20 protein-coding genes are annotated in these 24,951 nt (G+C 60.3%); 6 read left to right on the forward strand and 14 right to left on the reverse strand.

The window, feature by feature from the left end:
* Positions 1-149: 149 nt before the first annotated feature.
* Together DWW12_RS05120 and DWW12_RS05125 are read right to left on the reverse strand one after the other, a co-directional pair.
* Positions 150-2,048: an ABC transporter ATP-binding protein gene (locus DWW12_RS05120; protein WP_117855312.1), complete on the reverse strand. Its 1,899-nt coding sequence runs from the start codon at positions 2,046-2,048 to the stop codon at positions 150-152.
* Positions 2,041-3,861, reverse strand: a complete 1,821-nt coding sequence (locus DWW12_RS05125; RefSeq protein WP_369832419.1) for an ABC transporter ATP-binding protein — start codon at positions 3,859-3,861, stop codon at positions 2,041-2,043. The genes DWW12_RS05120 and DWW12_RS05125 overlap by 8 nt, the downstream gene beginning before the upstream one ends.
* Before the next feature lie 261 nt (positions 3,862-4,122).
* Here DWW12_RS05125 and DWW12_RS05130 point away from each other — a divergent pair, with 261 nt between their 5' ends.
* Together DWW12_RS05130 and DWW12_RS05135 are read left to right on the forward strand one after the other, a co-directional pair.
* Entirely contained in the window at positions 4,123-5,469 is a 1,347-nt protein-coding gene (locus DWW12_RS05130; protein WP_117855314.1) for an MATE family efflux transporter, read from the forward strand.
* A gap of 70 nt (positions 5,470-5,539) precedes the next feature.
* Positions 5,540-6,388 carry a MerR family transcriptional regulator gene (locus tag DWW12_RS05135; RefSeq protein WP_117855316.1) on the forward strand — a complete coding sequence of 283 codons (849 nt, stop codon included), beginning with the start codon at positions 5,540-5,542 and terminating at the stop codon, positions 6,386-6,388.
* 57 nt (positions 6,389-6,445) lie between these two features.
* On the opposite strand, the gene ligA is transcribed toward DWW12_RS05135, so the two are convergent.
* The 8 genes from ligA to DWW12_RS05175 all read right to left on the reverse strand — a co-directional run bounded on the left by ligA (position 6,446) and on the right by DWW12_RS05175 (position 16,069).
* Positions 6,446-8,674 (reverse strand): NAD-dependent DNA ligase LigA, encoded by a 2,229-nt coding sequence (gene ligA, locus DWW12_RS05140; RefSeq protein WP_117855317.1) that lies wholly within the window; start codon positions 8,672-8,674, stop codon positions 6,446-6,448.
* Between the two features lie 247 nt (positions 8,675-8,921).
* Positions 8,922-10,391 (reverse strand): S1C family serine protease, encoded by a 1,470-nt coding sequence (locus DWW12_RS05145; protein WP_117855319.1) that lies wholly within the window; start codon positions 10,389-10,391, stop codon positions 8,922-8,924.
* A 173-nt stretch (positions 10,392-10,564) separates the two neighbouring features.
* Positions 10,565-11,188, reverse strand: coding sequence for a hypothetical protein (locus DWW12_RS05150; protein WP_117855320.1), 624 nt, complete (start codon positions 11,186-11,188; stop codon positions 10,565-10,567).
* 20 nt (positions 11,189-11,208) lie between these two features.
* Entirely contained in the window at positions 11,209-11,562 is a 354-nt protein-coding gene (locus DWW12_RS05155) for a hypothetical protein (RefSeq protein WP_117855322.1), read from the reverse strand.
* Positions 11,552-12,679, reverse strand: coding sequence for a hypothetical protein (locus DWW12_RS05160; protein WP_089573200.1), 1,128 nt, complete (start codon positions 12,677-12,679; stop codon positions 11,552-11,554). The genes DWW12_RS05155 and DWW12_RS05160 overlap by 11 nt, the downstream gene beginning before the upstream one ends.
* A gap of 182 nt (positions 12,680-12,861) precedes the next feature.
* On the reverse strand, positions 12,862-13,524 hold the full coding sequence (locus DWW12_RS05165; RefSeq protein ID WP_006234733.1) for a response regulator transcription factor: 663 nt from the start codon (positions 13,522-13,524) through the stop codon (positions 12,862-12,864).
* 50 nt (positions 13,525-13,574) lie between these two features.
* Entirely contained in the window at positions 13,575-14,912 is a 1,338-nt protein-coding gene (locus DWW12_RS05170) for a glutamine synthetase family protein (RefSeq protein WP_117855323.1), read from the reverse strand.
* A gap of 134 nt (positions 14,913-15,046) precedes the next feature.
* On the reverse strand, positions 15,047-16,069 hold the full coding sequence (locus DWW12_RS05175; RefSeq protein ID WP_158564406.1) for a LacI family DNA-binding transcriptional regulator: 1,023 nt from the start codon (positions 16,067-16,069) through the stop codon (positions 15,047-15,049).
* 235 nt (positions 16,070-16,304) lie between these two features.
* Between DWW12_RS05175 and DWW12_RS05180 the strand changes: the two genes are divergently transcribed.
* The gene (locus DWW12_RS05180; protein ID WP_117645915.1) at positions 16,305-17,339 is read left to right on the forward strand and encodes a sugar kinase; all 1,035 of its coding nucleotides are present in this window, start codon (positions 16,305-16,307) and stop codon (positions 17,337-17,339) included.
* A 254-nt stretch (positions 17,340-17,593) separates the two neighbouring features.
* Positions 17,594-18,235, forward strand: a complete 642-nt coding sequence (gene eda / locus DWW12_RS05185; protein ID WP_117855327.1) for a bifunctional 4-hydroxy-2-oxoglutarate aldolase/2-dehydro-3-deoxy-phosphogluconate aldolase — start codon at positions 17,594-17,596, stop codon at positions 18,233-18,235.
* 379 nt (positions 18,236-18,614) lie between these two features.
* On the opposite strand, the gene DWW12_RS05190 is transcribed toward eda, so the two are convergent.
* On the reverse strand, positions 18,615-19,307 hold the full coding sequence (locus DWW12_RS05190) for a GntR family transcriptional regulator (RefSeq protein ID WP_117855329.1): 693 nt from the start codon (positions 19,305-19,307) through the stop codon (positions 18,615-18,617).
* 162 nt (positions 19,308-19,469) lie between these two features.
* Entirely contained in the window at positions 19,470-19,643 is a 174-nt protein-coding gene (locus DWW12_RS09835; protein WP_158564408.1) for a hypothetical protein, read from the reverse strand.
* Positions 19,644-19,776: 133 nt separating this feature from the next.
* Here DWW12_RS09835 and DWW12_RS05195 point away from each other — a divergent pair, with 133 nt between their 5' ends.
* Positions 19,777-20,586, forward strand: a complete 810-nt coding sequence (locus DWW12_RS05195; protein ID WP_117855330.1) for a gluconate 5-dehydrogenase — start codon at positions 19,777-19,779, stop codon at positions 20,584-20,586.
* Positions 20,587-20,791: 205 nt separating this feature from the next.
* Entirely contained in the window at positions 20,792-21,433 is a 642-nt protein-coding gene (locus DWW12_RS05200) for an RpiB/LacA/LacB family sugar-phosphate isomerase (protein WP_117855332.1), read from the forward strand.
* A 138-nt stretch (positions 21,434-21,571) separates the two neighbouring features.
* Here DWW12_RS05200 and DWW12_RS05205 read toward each other — a convergent pair whose 3' ends face one another.
* A complete protein-coding gene (locus DWW12_RS05205) occupies positions 21,572-23,521 on the reverse strand; it encodes an NAD(P)/FAD-dependent oxidoreductase (protein WP_117855334.1) in 1,950 nt (649 codons plus the stop codon).
* A gap of 198 nt (positions 23,522-23,719) precedes the next feature.
* Positions 23,720-24,937, reverse strand: a complete 1,218-nt coding sequence (locus tag DWW12_RS05210; RefSeq protein ID WP_117855336.1) for an FAD-dependent oxidoreductase — start codon at positions 24,935-24,937, stop codon at positions 23,720-23,722.
* Positions 24,938-24,951: the final 14 nt, after the last annotated feature.

Below are 24,951 nucleotides of genomic sequence, written 5' to 3' on the forward strand. Positions count from 1 at the left end.
CACAAGAAAGCGATTCCACCCGGCCGAGCGGCAGAAAAACCATCACAACATTCGATGCTTTTCCCGATTTTGGCAAAAACGTCGAATGTTGTGATGGTTTGAGGCGAGGTGAGGGGCACGAAGGGGTCGAAGCATCGTGCTCGAACGGGTTAATCCAACTCTTTTAAGCCATGCGCCAGCTGCCAGTACTCGCCGTGCTGGGCGAGCAGCTTTTCGTGGGTGCCGCGCTCGATGATGCGGCCGTGTTCGAGGACCATGATGGCGTCGGCGTCGCGGACGGTGGACAGGCGGTGCGCGATCATAAACGTGGTGCGTCCGCGCATGATGCGGTCCATACCGCGCTCGATGAGCTTTTCGGTGCGCGTGTCGATGCTCGAAGTGGCCTCGTCCAGGATGAGCACCGGCGGGTCGGCAACGGCCACGCGCGCGATGGCGAGCAGCTGGCGCTGGCCCTGCGACAGGTTGGCGCCGTCGGCCGTGACCAGCGTGTCGTAGCCTCTAGGCAGGCGGCGGATAAACGAATCCGCGCAGGCCGCCTCGGCAGCGGCGCGCACCTCCTCGTCGGTCGCGTCGAGCTTGCCAAAGCGGATGTTCTGCGCAATGGTGCCGCTAAACAGGTGCGTATCCTGCAGCACAATGCCGAGCGACCCGCGCAGGCTGGCCTTGGCAATGTGCTTGACGTCGATGCCGTCGTACGTGATCTCGCCGTCATCGACCTCGTAGAAGCGGTTGATGAGGTTGGTGATGGTCGTCTTTCCGGCGCCCGTCGAGCCCACAAACGCGATCTTTTGCCCCGGCTTGGCAAACAGGTTGAGGTCCGTGAGCACACGGGTGCCCGGCACGTAGGAAAAGTCCACGGCATGGAAGCGCACGTCGCCGGCAAGCGGGACCAAGCCGCACGTGAGCTCGGTACCGTCGGCAGCCACCGCACGGCCCGACTCATTAACGGCAGCCACATCATGCAGATGCCCGTACGCGCCCACGCCCTGGCCCTCGGGAATCTTCCATGCCCACGCAGCGTCGCCCGTCTGCACCAGCTCCACGCAGCCCTCGTCCACCTCGGGCTTAAAGTCCATGGCGGCAAACAGGCGCTCGGCACCGGCCAGCGCGTTGAGTAAGAAATTACCCAACTGCGTAAACTGGTTGATGGGCATGGCCGCCTGGCGTACAAAGACCAGGTAACTTGCAAGCGCGCCCACGTCGGCGAGCCCCTTGATGCAGAGCATGCCGCCCGCCACGGCGACGATGGCATAGTTGACGTAGCCAATCACCACGGTCATGGGCACCATCGAGTTGGCGTAGGCCTGCGCGGCACCACCGGTGCGGCGCAGCTCTTGGTTGCGCACGTCAAAACCGGCCACGTTGGCCTGCTCGTGATTAAAGACCTTGATGACCTTTTGGCCCGAGACCATCTCTTCGATATATCCGTCCAGGTCGCCAAGCGATGCCTGCTGAGCGGCAAAGAAGCGCTTAGAGCGCGCGCCCGAGTAGCGCGCATACAGCACAATGGCCGCATCGCACACGAGCGTGATAATCGTGAGCTGCCAGTTGAGGATGATGAGCATGGCCGTGGTGCCGACCACCTGGATGCTCGCCTGAATCACGTTGGCAAAGCTGTTGTTGAGCGCCTCGGAGACGGTGTCGACATCGTTGGTAAAGAAACTCATGATGTCGCCCGAGCGTGTGCCGTCGAAATAACCGAGCGGCAGCATCTGGATGTGCGCAAACAGGTCGCGGCGGATATCGGACACCACGCGCTGGGCCGCGCGCACCATAATCTGCGAGTAGCCCAGAGCCGAGAGCACGCCCGCGGCGTAGATGGCAGCGGTAAAGATAACCTGCTTAGCGAGCAGTTCCTCGCCGCCCGTTGCCAAACCGTTGACGATGGGGCGCACCATGTAGGTACCGGCAAGGCTTGCGATGGCCGCAACAGAGGCAAGCACACCCACTGCGAGCAGCGAGAACTTGGCGTGACCCATGTAGGAGAGCAGGCGGCGGAGCGTCTGCGCCAGATTGGCGGGACGGGCCTGAGCGGATGTCTTAGGCATGGCGCTCACCCCCTTCCGTGGCTTGAAGTGATCCGCTGGGGCCAGACGAAGACGGGGCATTTGCGCCGTCTGCGACGTCCGCATCCCCCGCAAACTCCATCTGCGAGGCATAAATCTCCTGGTAGATGTTGTCGCCCGCCAGCAGTTCCTCGTGCGTGCCCACGCCGTGGACACGACCGTCGTCCAACACCACAATGCGATCGGCATCCATGACGCTCGCGATGCGCTGGGCGATGATGAGCACGGTCGTATTGGGAATCCGAGCGATGTGCTCGCGAATCTTAGCGTCGGTCGCCATATCGACCGCGCTGGTTGAGTCATCAAAAATGAGCACGCGCGGATGCTTGAGCAGCGTGCGCGCAATGCACAGGCGTTGCTTCTGGCCGCCCGAAACACCGGCGCCGCCTTGGCCCAACTCGCCGTCCAGCCCGCCGGTGCGATCCAGGAACTCGTCCACGCATGCCGCCCGGCAGGCCGCGAGGAGCTCATCGTCCGACGCCTGCGGATTGCCCCACTGCAGGTTCTCGCGCACGGTACCCGTAAACAGCACGTTCTTTTGCAGCACGATACCCACGGCGTCGCGCAGGGCAACTAGGTCGTAATCGCGCACATCGCGCCCGCCCACGAGTACGGCGCCTTCGGTGGCGTCGTACAGGCGCGCAATCAGCTGCACAAGCGAGCTCTTGCCCGAGCCCGTGCCGCCGAGGATGCCCACCGTGGAGCCTGCCTCAATGCAAAGGTCAATATGCTCGAGCACATCCTCGGCAGCATCCGCGCGGTACTTAAACGACACGTCGCGAAACTCGATGCTTCCGTCGGCCACCCCGTGCACGGCAGTGGCAGCGTCGGGCGCCTGGATAAGCGAACGCTCGTCGAGCACCCGCGAGATGCGCTCCACGCTGGCAAGTGCGCGGGTGAGCAGCAAAAACACGTTGGAAATCATCATGAGCGAGTTCATGATCAGCAGCACATAGCTCATAAAGCCCGTGAGCGAGCCCACGCCGAGCTCGCCGGCAAGAATCATGCGCCCGCCGATCCACAGAATGGAAAGCGCCGCCACGTACATCGACAGCTGAAACACCGGCAGGTTGAGCACAGCGTTGCCAAAGGTCTTCGTCGCCGTATGCGCAAGCTCGGTATTGACGGCGTCGAACTTGGCCTCCTCGTGCTCGGCGCGCACGTACGCCTTGACGGCGCGCACGGCGGTGAGGTCCTCCTGCACCACGCCGTTGAGATGGTCCATCGAAGTCTGTAACTGGCGATAGAGCGGGCTGACGCGGTAGGTGATAACGCCCAGTACGATCGCCAGCACCGGCAGGATGATCGCGAATACCGTAGCGAGCGGACGCGACAGCACCAGCGCATAGACCAAGCCGACGATGAGCGTCACGGGGCCGCGCACCATGGGGCGAAAGCCGTTGCCGATAGCGTTCTGAATAACAGTGATGTCGGTGGTCATGCGAGTGACCAGCGAGCTGGCGTCGTAGTTGTCCAGATTGCCAAAAGCGAGCGTCTGAATCTTGCGATACTCGGCCTCGCGCAGGTTAGCGCCCAGCCCCGAGGCGACGCGAGCAGACGTGCGCGCATAGCCCAAGCCAAGTACCAGCGAAAATGCGGCACATACCAACATATACGTGCCCTGCAACAGCATGTAGTCGATGTCGCCCGCGGGCACGCCTACATCGATGATATTTGCCATGATGACCGGGATAAACAGCTCGAGCGCCGTCTCGGCCGTCACAAAGAGCACGCCGAGCATGGCATCGCGGCGGTATGCCCCCAGATAGGAAAACAGAATCTTGAGATTGCGCACGCAGGTTCATCCCCCATCAAACGTTGTTCGCAAACCCACGTATTATGGCGCGCCGTGCGGCGGTGTCAAGTGTTCCGAAATCGATTTCTGCAAGGCTAGTGCAGGCACCAAGCTCGCAGGACGCGCCCCTGTATTCAATTAGAAATGAACGCGAGCGTGACTTTTTCGCCCTGCTGCCAATACAAACCTTGACTCTACAATCGTTGTATGGTTTTCACTACACTGGTACGTAAACGATCTAAGCCAGAAAGTGCCCCGCCCATGGAACACGACCTCACACGCGGCAACGTCCTTAAGACCATCGCGGTCTTTGCCCTGCCTTATATGCTCTCGTACTTTTTGCAGATGCTCTACGGCATGGCCGACCTGTACATGATGGGGCAGTTCAGCGGCGCCGCCGGCATCACCGCCGTAGGCAATGGCGCGCAGACGCTCTATATCATTACCGTGACGCTCGTGGGCCTGGCCATGGGAACGACGGTCATCGTCGGCCACGCCGTGGGCTCGCGCCGGTTTGACCGCGCCGAGACCGCCATCGGCAATACCATCACGCTGTTTATGGGTGTCTCGGTGGTACTGGCCGCTGTCCTGCTCGCGCTTTGCCCGCAGATCGTGGCGCTCATTGGCACTCCCGCCGAAGCCGTCGAAGGCACTGCCGCCTACCTGCGTATCTGCTTTGTCGGCATTCCGTTTATTGCCGCGTACAACATTCTTTCGGCCATCTTTCGCGGGCTGGGCGATTCGCGCTCGCCTATGTACGTGATCGGCGTGGCATGCATCATTAACATCGCGCTCGACTTTCTGTTTATCGGCCACATGGGGCTCGGCCCCGTGGGTGCGGCGCTCGGCACGGTGACCGCGCAGACGGCTAGCGTTGCCCTCGCGCTTGTGTGGCTCAAGAGCCGTCGAACGCACATTCACCTCAAGCGCAGCGACCTGCGCCCCCAGCCCGAGGTGCTCGGCAGCATTCTTAAGATCGGCGTGCCCGTGGCCGTGCAGGACGGCTGCATCCAGGTGGCGTTTATGTTTATCACCGTCATCGCCAACCACCGCGGCCTGGTCGACGCCGCCGCCGTGGGCCTGGTCGAGAAGATGATCAGCTTTTTGTTCATTGTGCCGAGCTCCATGGGTGCCACCGTCAGCGCGCTCACGGCGCAAAACGCCGGCGCGGGCAAGGGCGACCGCGCGCGTCAGGTGCTCAAGGATGCCATGACCATCTCGGTGGTGTACGGCTGCCTGGTCACGGTGCTGATGTGGCTGGTGGCACCAGCGTTTATCGGCTTTTTTGCCAAGGACGCCGCGGTGGTCGCGGCCGGTACCGGCTATATGCGCAGCTATATTTTCGACGCGATTTTTGCCGGCATCCACATTTGCTTTAGCGGCTTTTTCGCCGCATACGGCAAGAGCTACATCGGCTTTGCGCACAACGTGCTGGCCGTGGCCCTCATTCGCGTGCCCGGCGCTTGGCTGCTGTCGAACGCCTATTCCGACACGCTGTTCCCCATGGGTATCGCCTCGCCGTGCGGGTCGATTCTGTCGGCGGTCATCTGCGTGATTGCATTTACCGTGCTCAACCGCCGCGGAACTTTTGACAAGCTGGTGGCGTAGCACGGAACTTTCACGTCAAGAAATACGGTGGGACCGTCCCGTTTCGCCTGCCACAGAAAGGAACAGAGCCATGACCGACATATCCGACGAGCGCACCGAGGGCCTGCTCCGCATTGGCGAGGTGGCGCGCCTGTTTAACCTGAGTGTGGGTACGCTGCGTCATTACGAGCAGATGGGCCTGCTGGAGCCGGCGCGCATCGATCCGGCGAGTGGGTACCGCTACTACGGATCGCGGCAGCTCTCCACGCTCAACACCATCAGCCACCTGCGTGTTCTCGACTTGCCATTAGCGCAAATCCGTGAGTTTGTGACCACGCGCGATGTGGACCTCATGCAGCGGCAGCTGGTCCAGCAGCAAGAACTGATCGAGCGCAAGCGCCGCGAGCTGGAGCGCGTGTCGCGCAAGATCGACAACCGACTTGCCCTGTTGCACGATGCCTTGGACGCCCAGCTCGACACCATCTGCGAAATCGACGCGCCCGAGCTTCGCTGCGCTGTGCTGCACGAACGCGTCAACCCCACCGACGCCTATGCGCTGGAGTGGCAGATTCGTCAACTGCAGAAGGGCCAGCACGAGACCTTTGTCTTTTTGGGCAACCTGGGCGTCGGGATCAGCGCCGAACGCCTTGCCACCGGTGATTTTGATGGTTACGACGAGGTCTTTCTGCTGCTCGATGACACCGACGATTACGTGGGCAACGTCGAGACGCGACCCGCCACGCAGTGCCTGACCATAAGCTTTCGCGGCACGCACGGGCAGGCAGCCCCGCGCTACGAGCAGCTGCTCAGCTATATGCTCGAACGCCACCTGACGCCCGCCGGCCCCTCGCGCGAGATCGCATTGATCGACGACATCATCAGCGATGATCCGGCAACCTACGTGACGCAGATCACCGTGCCCGTTGCCCCGTCAAAATAAGAACCGCCCGGAAGGCATCGTGCTTCCGGGCGGTTCTTCAATTTGGCTATCGATGCCTTACGCCTGGGGCACCTGACCAGTAGCCAAGATCTGCTCGAGTGCGTCCTCATCCAGTACGGGTACACCCAGCTGCTCGGCCTTGGTGAGCTTGGAGCCCGCTTTGGGGCCGGCGACCAGATAGCTCGTCTTCTTTGAAACACTGCCCGAGACCTTGGCGCCGAGCACCTTGAGCGCCGCACCCGCCTCGTCGCGTGTGCGGTTGACGAGCGTGCCGGTGAGCACAAAGGTCAGACCCGCAAGCGGCTGTGCGTCGGCAAGCTCGCCCGCCACCCCAGCGTCGGCTGCGGCTTGTGCATGCGCGGCGCCCAAGTCGACCTCGAGCGACAGGCCCGCCTGACGCAAGCGCTCCAGCACGGCGAGGTTCTCGGGCACGGCCAGGAACTGCTTGACGCTCGCCGCAATCTTGGGACCGATGCCCTCGCACTCGGCGATATCCTCTTCGCTCGCCAAGATGAGCTTGTCGATCGATAGGAATCGCTCGGCGATGACCTCGCCCACGCTCTTGCCCACATGACGGATGCCCAGGGCAAACAGCACACGCCCGAGTGGCTGGCTCTTGGACTTGTTGAGCTCGGCGATGATTTTCTCGGCCGTCTTAAGGCCTACCGGAATGGGATCGCCCTTCTTAACGCCCTTTTTGCTGTTGGAGCTGGCGTACACGCGCCCCGTGTCCAGGCCGGCGATGTCGTCGACCGTGAGCTGGTAGAAGTCCGTGACATCGTGGATCAGGCCAGCGGCGATCATCTTGTCGACGATCTCGTCGCCCAGGCCGTCGACGTCCATGCAGCCGCGGCTCACCCAGTGGAGCAGGCGCTCCTTGAGCTGTGCGGGGCAGTCGATGGACACGCAGCGGTAGGCCACCTCGCCATCCTCGTGAACCACGGGGCTGCCGCACACGGGGCAGACCTCGGGCATGTGCCAGTCGACCGAATCGGCCGGGCGCTTGTCGAGCACCGGGCCCACGACCTCGGGAATCACGTCGCCCGCCTTGTGCACGATGATGGTATCGCCCTCGCGCACGTTTTTACGACGGATCTCGTCGATGTTGTGCAGCGTGGCGCGCGCGATGGTGGAGCCGGCAACCGTCACCGGGTCGAACTCGGCGACCGGCGTGAGCACACCGGTGCGGCCCACCTGGATGCGAATTTCGCGTAGGACGGTCTGCTTTTCCTCGGGCGGGAACTTAAAGGCAATGGCCCAGCGCGGTGCGCGAGCAGTAAAGCCCAGGTCGAGCTGCTGCTGGAAGCTGTCGACCTTTACGACCACGCCGTCGATGTCGTAGTCCAAGTCGCCGCGATGCTCGAGGGCCTGGGCACAGAACTCGTGGACCTCGGCCGGCGTGGCGCAGCGGGCCACGTTGGGGTTGACGCTAAAACCGGCGCTGCGCAGCCAGTCGAGGAACTCACGCTGGCTGTGGACGTGCAGCGGATCGGTATCGGCAATGGCGTAGATAAAGGTGGCCAGGTCGCGGCGCGCCGTGACCTTGGGATCCTTCTGGCGCAACGATCCGGCGGCGGCGTTGCGCGGGTTGGCGAAGGGGTCGCGGCCCTCGGCATCGGCTTCGTCGTTCAGACGCACAAAGCTGCCCTTGGGCATATAGACCTCGCCGCGCACCTCAATGGTACGCTCGCGGTCGGCGCCCATGTGGGCGAGCGCCGGCTCGGACAGGTGCATGGGCACATCCTTGATGGTACGGACGTTGAGCGATACGTCCTCGCCCGTGGTGCCATCGCCACGTGTGGCCGCACGTACGAAGGTGCCGTTTTGGTAGGTAAGCGCCACGCCCAGACCGTCGATCTTGAGCTCGCAGGTATAGGTGACGCTGCCGGCACCGAGCGCATCCTCAGTGCGCTGGAGCCACGCGTCGAGCTCGTCCAGGTCCATGGCATCGTCCATGGAATACATGCGCGCCATATGCGTGACCGGCGTAAACTGCTCGCTCACGTAGCCGCCCACGCGCTGGGTATAGCTGTCGGGCGTCACCAGGTCAGGATAGGCCGCCTCGATCTCCTGCAGCTCAACGAGCATTTTGTCAAAGGCGGCGTCCGTGATCTCGGGCGCATCAAGCATGTAGTAACGGTAGGCGTGGTAATCGAGCTCGTGGCGCAGCTCGGCCGCGCGCGCTGCCGCCTGGGCACGAGCATCGGTCAGTGCGGCGGCATCCGCGGTCGTGGGCGTTTCGGTATCGATATCCACACCGTCACCAAACAGGCTCGATTGCTCCATAGCGGTACTCCTTCGCTCGATTTCAAACGGACACTAGAGTACCACCGGTCGCAACGGGGCCGAATAGCGGTCTCAAACCGCACCGAATCGGCAGCCGCCAGACTGGGGTGGGTCGCGCGATTAAACCATGCTCTTATCAGCTCTAAATGATCCGTTTCCACGTCCCCAACGGATCAATAAGAAAAGAGGGACTGTCCCGCGTTGGCGGGACAGTCCCCTCTGGCTTCGATATGTGCAATACGGCTCGTTAGAAACCCTGGCCATAGCCTTGGCCTTGACCCTGGCCCTGCTGGCCCAGCAGCTCCTCCAGATACTGGCGCAGCTGCTCGTCGGTAATACCGCCGTTGCCGGTATCGGTCGCGCTGTCGTTCTGCTGCTGGTTCTGCAGCTCCTCGTCGGAGCCCAGCTCGACCGTGACCTTCTTCTCGTCCTTGCCGCGCATGAGCGTGATCTCGACCTTCTCGCCCACCTCATGGCTGCGCAGCGCGATGATCAGGCCGTCGGCGCTTGTAATCTCGTCGTCGTCCAGCTTGGTAATGACATCGCCCTCCTGGATGCCGGCCTTGGCGGCGGGACCGTCCTCGACGACGCTCGCCACGTACGCGCCGCTATCGGTGCTCAGCTTGTTGGTGCGGGCGTTGAGCGCGTTGACGCTCGAAAGCGTGGCGCCCAGGTACGGGTGCACTGGCGTCTTACCGTCGATGATCTGGTCGGCAATGTTCTTGGCGTAGTTAACGGGAATAGCAAAGCCCACGCCCGAGCTGGAGCCCGAATAACTCTCGATGAGCGAGTTGATACCCACCAGCTCGCCGTTGTCGTTGACGAGCGCGCCGCCGGAGTTGCCCGGGTTGATGGCGGCATCGGTCTGGATCATGTTGGCATAGATGGTGTTACCGTTGGTAGAGCTCATGGCCGTGGAGCGGTAGAGCGCCGAGACGATACCGGTGGAGACAGACTGCTCGTTGCCAAACGGCGAACCGATCGCCATGACCCACTCGCCCACGTTGAGCTTGGAGGAGTCACCAATCTCGATCGGCGTGAGCTTGGAGGCGTCGGCGTCCTTGAGCTTGATGACGGCTAGGTCGCTCGAGGCATCGTTGCCCACGAACTCGGCCTCGTAGGTGGTGCCGTCGTCCATGGTCACCACGTACTGGTCATAGCCATCGACCACGTGGTTGTTGGTGAGGATATGGCCCTCGGTATCGAGCACCACGCCCGAACCGACGCTGCCCGAGTTGTCCGACTCGTCGGCAGACTGCGAAAGCGAGCCATTCTGGCCGCCGCTCGAAGTGGCGGTGATGGAAACCACAGAGGGCAGGGCCTTGGCAGAAACGGCCTCGGCCAGCGTGGTGTCCTCGGAGTCGATGGTGATCTTTTGCGTCGACGAACCCGAAGCGCCCGCCGTCACGGCATTCTTGCCGCCACCGATATCGAGCGTACCGCTCATAATGAGCGCAATGACCAGCAGGGCACCACATGCGCAGCCGGCAAGCGCTGTAATAAAGATCGGCAGCTTTTTGGTCTTGGTCTTGACCACCGTGTGCTTGTTCACGACCTGTTGGCCGCCCAGCGGCTTGCCGGTCTGCGTATCGTAGGCCTGCACGTAGGGAATGTTGTTGCCGTCGGCAGGCGTCGACTCCACCTGCACGCGCGGCTGCTGCTGAGTCTCGCCGGCATTGCCAACATCCTGGGGACGCTGGGAATCGTTCTCGCTCATAGCTGCGATCCTTTCGTCAAATAACCAAAGGCCCGCCAAACACCGTGGCGGGCCATCATTGTTCACGTTGAGTTGTACCCCAAGCTGGGCAGTCCCGAGCACTAGATGCCAAGATTTCAGCTTTGCTTAAGTAATGACATGCTTATAGGCCAATTCGTTTTATGCCGTCATGTCTATTCGATATAGCAGTCGATAGCAAAACTATATGTTGAATCGTTAATAAAGTCTGTAATCGTCGCGCCCATACCCGATCCGCACGTCCACTTATCCTTCTCCGCATCGTATGGCGTTGGCCCCCACCCCGTTTCATATGATGCTTCGCTTTCTGTGAAGTAGTTCATCACATATTTATCTTTCTGCATGAGCGCATACCAAGCGTTTGCATACATCACAAGCGGATCAGTTTGAATTATCGAATATTTTCCTGACCGAATTGCAATGCTTTGCCCATCTTCAGAATATTCAACAACAATCTCAATCTTTGCCAACACCGGCAGCGAATCATCTGACTCCCTATGAACCGTCACCAAATTCTTAGTTGCCGCTCTTGTCAGGGACGCTGCACCGTCATTATTCCTGTTTATGCTGCCAACAGCCATTTTTCTATTTCCGGCACCCAAGACATCTTTGCTTCGCGCCGAGGACACAATAACCCCAGCCTCATTCCGAACTATCATGTCGGTCACAAGCGTCAATCGTTTTTGCGCATTCGTAAGCTGCGCAGCGTTGGCCCTTCTCGCCCCAGCAAACATAACAGCTCCTGATGCCAAGACGAATAGCTGTCTTCTGTTGATCATTCCTCTCGCTCCTCACCGATTTAGTTAACTTTTTCCATATAGTAGGGATGCAAAGTTTCCTCTTCTAAATTGGCATCACTTGCGAAGAATAGAATCCATTTCTCTCCCGCCTTCAGCCCTGAAGCAGTTCCGGTATTAAAGTAACTACGGATATCAATCTCTTTCCGCCCTCCGCTTGACACGAGAGCCTCAAATTGTCCGTTATGAATATCCGACAGCGTCTGTACTTCAACTGAAATATGTTCGTCATCTTTTCCACCGACGACCGAGGGGCTCGGTTGATAGGCCGCGACAACCAATATCCCAAGAAATGCGCAAAGAAGCCCCAGCGTTTTACGTATGCGCTTTCTATCATCTTCGCCGTCACTCTCCACAATACGTCCCTTCATGCGATATATAAATCGTTGTGTCATATGGAAGAAAACGCAGCTGATTGAACCAACCATCCCAGACAACAAGCATATATTTCTTATCATTTGAATATGTATTATGCATAGCCACATATCCCGCAACAGCCATCGCATGAGCGTCATGGCTTGAACTGAGAGTCCCAGAAAAGATACTGAGATTTCCAGAATCTGCAGTTGCCCTGAAAGAATCCCAAGATGGATACCAGGCAAATGATGTCTCAAGCCTTTTCCCGCGCCTAGCACAGAACTCCTTAATAGCCGGGGCAGCATTTGGAGATGGAGTCTCTCCTTGGGTAAAGTAAAGGCCCGTAGCTTGATCGAATGACTTATTTGGTTTGCCGGATGTTCCCGATAACTGCCAAAGCTCATGATATAAGTCTGGCAATTTGAGCCGGTTTAGCGTTACATAATGGCTGCTTACCGCAAACATCGCAGACACATCGCAAGCATAGGTCCCCGTTTCTTTAATAACCTCTGATTGTGTAGGCGTTATCATCCCTGAAATAGTTTTACTTGCGTCAATGACATATCCTTGTTTATACAGGTCTTTGGGCAATACGAAAACATCCTCGAACCTGCCTGGAGATCCGCTGCGGCTATTTCCCACAGAAAACACCGCTGTTGACCGGCATCCCTTCTCATCTAAAACAACGTTATTATCCAGATCTGCAATACCAAAAGACAGCTCGTCAAATTTCAAAGCAACGATGTCATCTTGGGATGCGAGAAGGGCTATTTCATCGCTTGTATTCTCAATGGGCATAGGGGCGTTCGGAGCCAAGCAGTATTCGCTGATCCACCAAGATCGCTCTGAATCAAATACGACGTAGCCATAGTTAACGTCATCCCGCTTCGCGCGAACGATATACCCGATTGATTCCCCATCGGAATTCACCATTTTTACTGGGTCACAAGCGGTCACCGGCTCATCCGATACGTCATCAAAGAAAGCTTGCGCTTGCTCCACAGCTATTTGCGGTGTGACACGAACCAAGTCGTCGTCTCCAAAAACCAACCTTGGAGACATCAGGGCGGCAAGCAATACTATGAATCCGACAATCACCTTTCTCGAATAACGCATTTCTTCCTCCATCCGTGCAGTAGGGAGATACGGTAACTAAATGATATTCGTGAGATAGTGCTATACGTTTGATATTGTTTTTACTGACACACTTTAAATCGGTGAAAGGTCTTCTTTTCGCCCTAAACGAGAAAAGGGTACTGGAGAAATCTCCGGTACCCTCACATTCCTCTATTTACTTGCTAGTCCTTAAACAGATAGCCCACGCCGCGGACGGTGGTGATGTGTGCCGCGATCTGCGGGCCCACCTTGGAGCGGATGCGTCGGATGTGCACGTCGACGGTGCGCGTGCCGCCGCAGTACTCAAAGCCCCACACGCGGTGCAGCAGCACCTCGCGGCTGTAGGCGCGATTGGGATGCGTCGCCAAAAAGCTCAGCAGCGAGTACTCCATCAGCGTCAGGTCGATGGGCTCGTTATCGAGTGTCACCTGGTAGGTAGCCAGATTAATCTCGAGGTTATCGATGTTGAGCACATCGTCGGCGGTGACGGTCTCCTCCTCGCCCATCAGGCGCTGCGCGCGAGCCTTAAGCTCGTTGGGCGTCGCCGTGGGGCACACAAAGTCGGCATGCGCGTGATTCGGCAGGCGCAGGGTACCGAGCGCCTCATCGTCGACGATCACCAACATGGGGACACCGCCGCGATCGTCAAGCCACTTGGCAATCTGATCGATGCGGTCGCTGCGGATGCCGTCGGAATCGAGGATCAGCAGGTCAAAGTCGTGCGCCGCAGTTGGCGAATCAGGGGTTGCCAGGCTCACCTCGACACCCAGGGTAGTCGTCAAGCTGCGGGCAAACTCGTGGAAGCGCGTCGTGCGCGCCATGAACAGGGCACTCTTTTCGGACATATCGGCCTCCAAAGAAATGAGCTCAATCGTACTGGAACAAGCCAGCGCGATTAGGAGTTCGCCAGGTAGTGCTTGATCTCCCACTCGGTGATCGTAGACTCAAACTTATGCCACTCGTCGCGCTTCTTTTTGAGGAAGAAGCTGTGAATGTGCTCGCCGAGGGCATCCTTCATAATCTGCGAGTCCTCAAACACATCGAGCGCCTCTTTGAGCGAGCGCGGCAGCGGCGCGTAGCCGGCCTCGACCATCTGACGGTCGGTAAGCTTGAGCGTCTCGGCCGTGGCCTCGGGCGGGAGCTCCAGCTTGCGCTCGATGCCGTCCAGACCAGCCGCCAGCGTGACGGCGTTGACCAGGTACGGGTTGGCCATGGGGTCGGGACTGCGCAGCTCGATGCGCGTGGACAGCGGCTTGCCGGGCTTGTAGACCGGAATGCGGACCATACTCGCGCGGTTGCGCAGGCCCCACGTGGCGTACTGCGGCACGGAGTCGCCACCCGTGGTGATGCGCTTGTACGAGTTGACCGTGGGGTTGGTGATGGCACTGATCTCGCGCGCGTGCGCCAAGATGCCGGCCATGTAGTGCTTGGCGATTTCGGAGAGGTGGTACTTCTCGTCGTCCTCGCCCCAAAAGACGTTGTTGCCGTCGTGGTCGAACAGCGACTGATGCAAAAACATGGCGCTGCCGTCCTCGCCCGCCAACGGCTTGGGCATAAAGGAGGCGTGGCAACCGCTCTCGTAGGCCTGCTGCTTAATGATGAGTTTGGCCGTGGTGATAGCGTCGGACATGCTCAGGGCCTCGGCGTGACGCAGGCTCATGCCATGCTGCGAGCGACCGGCGGCGTGGAAGGTGTACTCCACGGGCACGGACATCTTCTCGAGCGTGAGGACCGTGTTGCGACGCAGGTCGCGGGCAGCATCACTCACCGAAAGATCGAAGTAGCCCACGTTGTCGAGCGGCTCGGGGGTGTGCTCGTCGGGGAAGTAGTAATACTCCAGCTCGGCGCCCACGTTGAGCAGATAGCCGGCCTTCTCGGCCTTGCGGAACATGCGGCGCAGGGCATCGCGCGGGTCGCCGGCGAACGGTTTGCGATCGGGAGTACACACGTCGCAGAACACGCGGGCGACGCCGTTGTGGCTCGGGCGCCACGGCAGGATCTGGAAGGTCGAAGCGTCTGGGAACGCCAGCATGTCGGCTTCCTCGGGCGTGGCAAAACCCTCGATGGCGGAGCCGTCAAAGCCAATACCCTCCTCAAAAGCGACCTCGAGGTCCTCGGGGCTAATGGCAAAGTTCTTGAGGCGGCCGAGAATGTCGACAAACCACAGACGCACAAAGCGGATGTCACGCTGCTCTACGGAGCGGAGTACGTAATCGATGTTCTGCTGGTTCATGTCGCTCCCCTTTCTTTCGGGCGGGTTTCGACTGGTCTATATCGCAGATACTATCGCAGAAAAATGTTTCCGCAGGGTTAAAGCGTATCAAGCGCTCAAAAAACGTGCGCGAACAGGCAGTTGCGAACGAGTAGTTAGCGCGAGGTCGAAGCGCGGTGTTCGATGTGGCCGGGGACCTCGATGCGCTTGGGGGCGAGCTTTGCGGCGTCGCCCACCGTAGTGGTAACGACGTCGATGCGCTCGGACAGGCGCTCGACCACGCGCTCGGCAATGGTGAGGGTGTCCTGCGCGGCCGTGGTCACACCGCCAAAGAGCACGTGGTTCCAGGGATAGTCGTCAAACGTTGCAATCTTGAGACCCGCCGGCAACGAGGGCCCCAGCTGGGCCAGCGCCTCGGTCAGGCGCAGGAAAACCAAGCCGTTGACGGCAATGAGGCCGAGCTTTTTACCCGCATAGCCGCGGATGGTCTCGTCCAGGCGACTGACACCCTCGACACCACCGTCCGCCAAGGTGACAACCTCACCCGCAAGGCCGCGTCGCGAAAGCTCGTCGACAAAGGCCTCGGCACGCTCGCGACGCACAGGGCTGTCGTCGCTTGCCTCGGTGAGCAGGCACAGGCGCTCGCTGCCCGCAGAGGCCAAGGCGTCTACCAGGCCGGCGACCAGCTCACGGTTGTTGGAGGTCACCAGATCGATGCCACCGTCGGCAACATCGCGGTCGAGCAGCACAACGGGCAGGTGCCCCGCGGCCGCGGCGATCGCCTTGTCGTTGCCTCCGCAGGTATTGACGACCAGGCCGTCCACGCCGGCATCGATAAGTCTGGTGAGCGACTCTGCCTCCTTGGCGGGATCGTTGCCACTAATGGCCGTCATGAGCGAGCAGCCGCGCGCGGCGGCACTGGCGGAAAGCCCTTCGAGCATGGCGCTCGAGAACGGGTTGGCGATGTCGGCCAAAATCACGCCGATGAGGTTGGTACGCGAGCTGCGCAGATTGCGCGCGGCGGCACGTGGACGATAGCCGGTGCGCTCGATAACCGCCGCGATGCGAGCGCGGGTTTCCTCGGTCATCTGCCCGGGACGGTTGTTGAGATAGCGCGAGACCGTGGCCGGGCTCACGCCCGCCTCGGCGGCAATGTCCTTGATTCTCATCTGCGCCATAGCGCACCCCGTTTCCCAATTGTCGGCAGTCTGAGCCATTTTAGGCATTTTTTTAAAAATCTCGCTTGCAAAACGCTGTAGGTGAGTATACTACAACTCGAAACGAAACCGATTTCGTAAACCGATTTCGGCAAGCGTTGGCACGGAGGTGCAAAGATGTACCCTACCGTCTTGGCACCTCCGTGCCAACGCCATATCAAAGGTGTACGCACGAGTAAGAAGGAGCTGCGCGACCATGGGTAAAACGGTTCTTACCTTCGGCGAGATCATGATGAGGCTCTCGCCCAAAGACCATCTGCGCATTGAGCAGGCGACCGAGTTTGATGTCCGCTACGGCGGCGCCGAAGCCAACACCGCGCTTTCCCTGGCCTACCAGGGTGACAAGGCAGCTTACGTCTCCGTTGTCCCGGCCAACCGTCTGGGCGAGTGCGCCCTGCGTTCGCTGAAGGTCTACGACGTCGATACCTCGCGCGTCGTGCGCCAGGGCGACCGTCTTGGTTCCTATGTGTTTGAGGTCGGCGCCTCGCAGCGCGGCAACGGCTGCGTCTACGACCGCAAGTACTCTGCCATCAACATGGCCAAGCGCGACGTCTTTGACTGGGACGAGATCCTCAAGGGTGTCGATGTCTTTTACTTCTCCGGCGTGACGCCCGCCGTCTCCGACGAGATGGCCGCCGCCTGCAAGGATGCCCTCACCGCCTGCCGCGCCAAGGGCATCACCACCGTTTGCGACGTGAACTATCGCGGCAAGATGTGGTCGCCCGAGAAGTCGCAGGCCACCATGAAGGAACTCCTGCCGCTCGTTGACATCTGCATTGCCAACGACGAGGACGCTCCTGCCGGCCTCGGTATGACCTGCGTCTCCGGCTCCCTTGCCCACGGCATCGAGGAGCGCGACACCTACGTCGAGATGGCCCGTCAGATCTGCGCCGAGTACGGTTGCAAGAAGGTCGCCTCGGTCGTCCGCAACATCTCCTGCGTCGAGCGCTCCATCTGGATGGGCATGCTCTTTGACGCCGAGAGCGGCGAGCACTGGTTCTCCCCTGCTCACGACGTGCACGTGCTCGAGGGCGTTGCCGCCGGCGATGCTTTCAACGCCGGCCTCGTCCATGCCCTCATCAACGACTTTGCCCCGCAGGACGCCGTCAACTACGCCATCGCCGCCTCGATCCTCAAGCTCACCATCAAGGGCGATTCCAACCTGGTGACCGCAGACGAGATCGCAGCCGTGGCATCCGCCGCCGACGGTGGCACCCGCGTCGCGCGCTAAGCCGTCCCCATTCCGCGGGCCGCAGCTTTCCATACCCATACCCCTGCGACCCGCTCCCCGATTCCTCCGGCCAGGTAGAACCACTTAGTCCCATTCCGGTTTTGTCTGGCATTCCTTCACGACTGGCCTCGTAGCCGGTTCCGAAATTGCTTGTGACCCAAGCAGTGCCTCCGATAACCAATCCGGAACCGGCTCATGGCCAATCTTCTTTGGCAATCACGCGCCCGTGCGCGCCTCACATCGAAAGGAACACTATGTTCGATCAGTTCTACACCACGCTTGAATCCCTGGGCATCGTGCCGGTCGTCGTGCTCGACAAGGTCGAAGACGCCGCACCGCTCGCCCATGCCCTTATGGCAGCCGGCATGAAGTCCGCCGAGGTCACCTTCCGCACTGCCTGCGCCGCCGAGTGCATCGCCGCTATGGCCGAGGCCGAGCCCGAGATGTGCGTCGGCGCCGGCACTGTCCTGACCGTCGAGCAGGTTGAGCAGGCCCGCACCGCCGGTGCCAAGTTCATCGTCTCGCCGGGTTACAACGAGGACGTCGTGAAGCACTGCATCGACATCGACCTGCCCGTCCTTCCCGGCACCGTGACCCCCTCCGAGGTCACTGCTGCCGAGAATCTGGGCCTCAAGGTCACCAAATTCTTCCCCGCGGCTCAGTATGGGGGCCTCAACACCATCAAGGCCCTCGCTGCTCCGTTTGTCGGCCATCGCTTTATGCCCACCGGCGGCGTGAACACTGCCAACGTCGAGGAGTACCTGAGCTCCAGCGCCATCATCGCCTGTGGTGGCACCTGGATGGTCAAGCCGGCCCTGTTCGCCGACGGCGACTTTTCCAAGGTCGAGCAGATCGCCCGCGAGGCCATGGACGTCGTCAAGAAGGTCCGCGGCTAGGTTTAGCTCTCTATCGTGAAAGGGGGCGTGTCCTAGACCTCGCCCCCTTTCTTTTAAAGCGGCTCGGAAGCGCGCCGTTTCCGTCACGAACAAGAACCAAAACCGTCTTGTATGCTGATAGAACGTGACGGAAGCGACACGCCCCCAAGCCGCTTTGCTTTCCCGGTCAATCAACCGACTCAACATAATCCAGTCCACCAAAACAGCTGCGGCGCCGTCTGGAGGAATGGACCCTTGCTTCCGGTCTTTTCCTCCAAGCGGCGCCGCAGCCTTTTCATGCCCCGATTGCACCCCCGCACTTGCGGTGAAATACGGACTGCCTACGTCGTCAAAGCCGCAAAACAGTCCCTATTTCACCGCAACTAATGTAGGGGGCGAGTTAGATGGCCGAGTCTTTGGACAGCTCGAAATAGTCGGGATGCAAGGCGATAACCGGGCCCTGCTCCTCGGGCATCAGATGCAGGTGCGTCTCTGCCAGGTAGCTCGCCGTGTCGGTATCGCCCTTCTTAATGGCCTCAAGAATCCGGCGATGTTGCCCACGGATCGGCTCCCAGTCCAGATCCTGCGACACCATACGCAACCAGTTGTATCGCTCAAAATGCGTGTTGACGCTCTTCATCCAATCCCACAACATGTGGCGGCCGGCAATCTCAAAACATGTCTCATGGAACAGGTTGTCCAGATCGAAAAAGCGACGCGTTTCACGATGATCGAGTGACTCGGACTCGGCAAGAATCTGCTCGAGCCGATGCTTTTGCTCGGGCGTGGCGGCAGAGCAGCATTTAATGAGCACACTTCTCTCGAGTTTCTCGCGCAAGAAACAGGCGTTCTCGGCGCGTTCCATGCTGATCTTAGAGACGTAGGTGCCGCTTTTGGGACGCGTTTCCACCAGCTCTTGCTCGCGCAGGCGTACAAAGGACTCGCGAATGGGCGTGCGCCCGATTCCCGTCTCCTTTTCCAGACCAATCGCCGAAAGACGTGTGCCGGGTTTGAGCTCGGCATAGATGATCTTGGAGCGCAATGTGTTGTATGCCTGATCTTGCAGGCTCTGATAAGGCTGATGTTGTTCCATAAAGCCCTCGGATGAAGCTCACGGTTTGTCGAATTTCACCACGTAATACTATCGCATCCCCCATACCCTCAGTTGCGGTGAAATAAGGGCCGCTGGCACCCATGCACAACTTAGGCGGCTTTGACGTGACCAGACGTGACCACCGCTATCTCGGCGCTGATCTTAGGCAACGTCGCCGGCATCGCCAGTAAGTTGTTCACCCGGCACTTTGCGCGCGCCGCGTTTGAAAAGTAGCACTACGCGCGGGGCCAACGGGCAGCCCGTGCCCACTTGTCTCTCGAGCTTGCCCTCCTCGATCAGGACAATCGAGCCGCCCGCGCAGCAGTGCGAGTTCACCGTTTACCTTTTAAAAGTGAACGTTCACCTATTTTTCGGAGAATGGGAGGGTTTATTACCCTACTTCACATATACTGAGCTTGTACGAAAAGCAAGACTTATATAGATGAACGTTTCTTTTGGAAGGATTGCTATGTCTGATCTTATGGACAGCTTCCGCCTGGACGGCAAGGTTGCGCTCGTGACCGGCGCCACCTATGGCATCGGCATGGCCATGGCCGAGGCACTCGGCGAAGCCGGCGCCAGGATCGCCTTTAACGCCCGTCACGCCGACAAGGTCGCCGAGGCCGAGAAGCACTACCGCGAGCTGGGCTTTGATGCTCACGGCTATGTTGCCGACGTCACCGACGAGGCCGTCGTCGCCGAGCTCATCGCCAAGATCGAGGCCGATTTTGGCACCACGCCCGACATTCTGGTCAACAACGCCGGCGTCATCCAGCGCACCCCGATGCTCGACATGAGCGCCGAGGACTTCCGTCGCGTCGTCGACATCGACCTCAATGCCCCGTTTATCGTGTCCAAGGCCTGCCTGCCGGGCATGATCGCCAAGGGTCACGGCAAGATCATCAACATCTGCTCCATGATGAGCGAGCTGGGCCGCGAAACCATCGCTGGCTATGCCGCCGCCAAGGGCGGACTCAAGATGCTCACCAAGAACATCTGCTCCGAGTTTGGCGAGGCCAACATCCAGTGCAACGGCATTGGGCCGGGCTACATCGCTACCCCGCAGACCGCACCGCTGCGCGAGACGCAACCCGATGGCAGCCGTCATCCGTTTGACCAGTTCATCATTGCCAAGACGCCCGCAGCCCGTTGGGGCACGCCCGAGGACCTGAAGGGCCCCGCCGTGTTCCTGGCTTCCGACGCATCGAACTTCGTCAACGGGCACATTCTGTACGTCGACGGCGGCATTCTGGCCTACATCGGCAAGCAGCCGCAGTAGGGCATTCGGGCGAGGCGGTGGACGATAAAGTCTGCTGCTCAGACAGTCCTGCTCGCACGGAAAGCACATTAAGTGCTTTCCGGCTCGTGCGGAACTCGCGACAGACCTTATCGTCCACCGCCCGCAAAACCAACCTCGGGTTGGAATAGACGCCGCCCGCATGCAGAAACAAAAAAAGAAACATTTGGTTGAAAGGTTAACTCAAATGAAGATCGCTCTGATTAATGAGAATTCTCAGAACTCCAAGAACCCTATGATCGAGGCTGCCCTTAAGAAGGTTGTCGAGCCCATGGGGCACACCGTCTTTAACTATGGCATGTATGCCGACGCCGACTCCAAGCCCCTCACCTACGTGCAGAACGGCATTCTTGCCGCCGTGCTGCTCAACTCCGGCGCTGCCGACTACGTCGTGACCGGTTGCGGCACCGGCGAGGGCGCCATGCTCGCCTGCAACTCCTTCCCCGGCGTGCTGTGCGGCCATGTTGCCGACCCGCTGGATGCCTACACCTTTGCCCAGGTCAACGATGGCAATGCCGTCGCCATGCCCTTCGCCCTCAAGAACGGCTGGGGCCAGGAGCTCAACCTCGAGTACACCTTCGAGAAGCTCTTTGGCTTTGGCTCGGGCAACGGCTACCCCGCCGAGCGCGTTGAGCCCGAGCAGCGCAACAAGAAGATCCTCGACGGCGTGCGCGCTGTGACCATGCGTCCGTTCGTCGACGTCCTGGGCGAGATCGATCAGGATCTGGTGAAGGGCGCCCTCGCTGGTGAGCACTTCCAGGAGTACTTCTTTGCCAACGCCACCGACGAGGCCATCATCGCCAAGGTCAAGGAGATCTTGGGCCTGTAATAAGGCCTTCGGGGCGCACCGACCCCCAACAAACCGCCAGACAAAAGGCGCCGCGACGATCCATGTGTCGCGGCGCCTTTTTAGATTGGCTATCGCTTGAGTCACCGCAAGGCGGCCGCTCCCCTATTTGCCAAGAGCCTACAGCTCGCAGGCGACCTTGTAGCCGTCGCCGATGGCGTCGCGGATGTTGCCGCACTTCTGGGCATCGCCCAGCACGTGGGTGGCAACGCCGGCAACGGCAAGGTCATCGGCCAGCTTGGTGTTGGGGCGGTAACCCATGGCAAGCACCAGCGTATCGGCGTCGGCGATGGTATGGACTTCGCCGTCCTTTTCGTAACTGATGGCGTCCTCGGTAATCTCAGTCACCTTGGCCTCGGTCAGCACGTGAACGCCCTTGGAGAGCATGCGCGTGATGAGCACCGCGCGACCGGCGCCACCCTCGTTGGCGGCAAGCGTCTTGGTCATCTCGATGACGGTGACATCGCGGTTGGCCGGCGACAGATCGTTGACCAACGGGGCCAGGTAATCGGCCGTCTCGCAGCCGACGGTGCCGCCGCCCACAATGACGATCTTCTTGCCCGGGAAAGCCTTGCCGCCCAGCAGGTCATCAGCCGTCATGACCTGCTTAAAGCCCTGCATAAAGGCCGGGGCGATGGGTTCGGCGCCATAGGCCAGGACAACCTCGTAACCCGCGTAGTCGCGCTGAATGTCCTCGGCCGAAAGCTCGGTACCAAAGACGCACTTCACGCCCGCCTCAGCAAGACGGCGATACTGGTACTTGATCACGCGCGTGAGCTCCTGCTTTGCCGGCGGAACGGCCGCGATGCGCATCTCGCCGCCCGGCTCGTCCTGCTTATCCACGAGCACCACGTTGTGGCCGCGCTTGGCGGCAATGTAGGCTGCCTCCATGCCCGCAGGACCGGCGCCCACAACGAGTACGTTTTTGGCCTCGGCGGCAGGCTCGTAGCCAGCCTCGTCGCGCTCCACGTCCGGGTTGACGGTGCAGGAGATGCGCTTGCCAAACATGATGCCGTTCAGGCAGCGCAGGCAGCCAATGCAGGGGCGGATGTCGTCGGCGTTGCCGGCAGCGGCTTTGTTGCAGAACTCGGCATCACACAGATTGGCGCGACCCATCATGCAGATATCGGCAGCACCGTCCTCAATCAGCTCCTCGGCGATCCAAGCCTCGTTAATGCGGCCGACCGTGGCAACGGGAATGTTGACGTGCTTTTTGATCTCGCGCGAGCAGGCGGCGTGCGAGGCCTGCTGGGTACCGGCGGCGGGAATCGCGGAGCCGCGCTTGATGGTGGTACCACCCGACACATGAATCATGTCGACACCGGCCTTCTCCAGGCGACGCGAGACGTAGATCATGTCGTTGAGGGTCAGACCGCCATCGGTGTACTCGTCGCCCGAAATGCGGACGTCGATGATAAAGTCCTTGCCGCAGCGCTCGCGAATCTCGGCGATGACTTCGAGCAGGAAGCGCATGCGGGCGTCGAGCGAGCCGCCGTACTCGTCGGTGCGCTTGTTGTAGAGCGGAGTCAAAAAGCCGCCGAGCATACCGTGGGCGTGCGCCGCGTGGACTTCGACGCCATCGACGCCGGCCTTCTGCATGCGCACGGCAGCGTCGCCAAACTGATGCGTGAGCACGTGAATCTCGTCGACCGTGATGGGGCGCGGTGCCTCGCGGGCGTAAGACGGGCCCACAAAGGACGGAGCGATCAGGCGCGGCGTGCCCGGAATGTTAAAGGCCATGTAGGCGGGGTGGAAGAGCTGCGGCATGATCTTGCAGCCGTACTCGTGGACGGCCGCGGCGAGCTTTTCCCAGCCGGGGATAAACGTGTCGTCGTAGCAGCACATGTCACCCGGCAGATAGGTATAGGTAGGCTCGACCGTCACGACCTCGGTGATGATGAGGCCCACGCCGCCCTTGGCGCGGGCACGGTAATGATCGACCAAGTCGTCGGTCACATAGCCATGATCGGCCAGGTTGGTAGATACCGGCGGCATAAAGACGCGGTTCTTGACCTCGGTCGTACCGACCTTGATCGGGCTAAAGAGCATCGGGTAGGCGGATGACTCCATACAGGCTTCCTTTCGTTTAAGCCGCTCGGCGGCAATTGCTAACGTACCTATCGTATCAGCAACCGCGCTGTACCCGACCGTGCACGTTCCCCCGGCTTTTACTCAGCCCACAAAAAAGTTGCGGTGGAATACGGAGTAGATGAGGCTTTTGACAGGCAAAACAGTCCGTATTTCACCGCAACTGATGGATGGGATGGGTTAGATGCCCAGGTAGCTGGTCATGCCTTCGACGGCGAGCTTGGCGCCGGCTACAGCATGGACCACAGTGAGCGGGCCGTTGACCACGTCGCCGGCGGCAAAGACGCCCGGCACGGTGGTCATGCCGTGCTCATCGACCGAAAGAAGGCCACGATGGTCGGTCTCCAGACCGCCCGTCGTAAGCACCAGCTTGTCCTTAGGCACTTGCGAGGCCGCAATCACAACCGTGTCGGCGGGCACATGGTCAAGTTCTTCCTCGTAGCCCACCACGTTGTCGTCCTCGTCAAAGATAGCCGTCTCGAACACCGGACCGTTATCGTCGATGGCGCAGATCGCCTTGCCGCGCACGATCTCGGCACCATCAAGCTCGGTCAGCTCCACCTCGTCATCGATGGCCGAGATATGGCGCGATCGGGCATACACGGTAACCTTGCGAGCGCCCGAGCGCAGAGCCGTGCGGGCAACATCCATGGCCACGTTGCCGGCGCCGATAACCGCCACGTTCTGACCGATCGCCACGCTCGTGGGATCGACCAGGTAATCGATACCAAACAGTACGTTACCACGCGACTCGCCGGGAATACCCAGCTTGCGGGCGCGCCAGGTACCGGTACCGACAAAGACCGCATCGTAGCCGTCGCGCAACAGGTCGTCGATATGCAGCGCGCCACCGATGGTGGTCGAGGGACGGACGCGCACGCCAAGCGAGCACATCACGTGACGGTACTTTTGCACGAGAGCACGGGGCAGGCGAAACTCGGGGATGCCGTACTCCAGCACGCCGCCGATCTCGGGGCGCTGTTCAAACACCGTGACGGCACAGCCCAGCTGGGCCATCTTAATGGCCACGGTAATGCCGGCAGGACCGGAACCGACCACGGCAACCTGCTTGCCGCACGACGGCGCAGGCTTCCACTCCTTACGATCCAAATACGCAGTCGAGATATAGTTCTCGATGCTCGAGAAGTGCACCGGCGCACCCTTGCGGCCCTGGATGCACGCGCCCTCGCACCGACCCGAATGGTTGCAGATCATGGAGCAGACCGCGCTCATGGGGTTGTTCTGGAACAGCAGCCCACCTGCCTCTTCCAGACGGCGCTGCTTAAACAGGTCGATGACCTGCGGAATAGGCGTCTGAACCGGACAGCCTTTAAGCTGGCAGAACGCCTTCTTGCACCCAAGGCAACGGTTCGCTTCCTCAACAATATGAATAGCCATCGGTTCCTCTCCTG

The sequence above is a fragment of the Collinsella sp. AF14-35 genome, assembly GCF_003464565.1.
Taxonomy (GTDB): domain Bacteria; phylum Actinomycetota; class Coriobacteriia; order Coriobacteriales; family Coriobacteriaceae; genus Collinsella.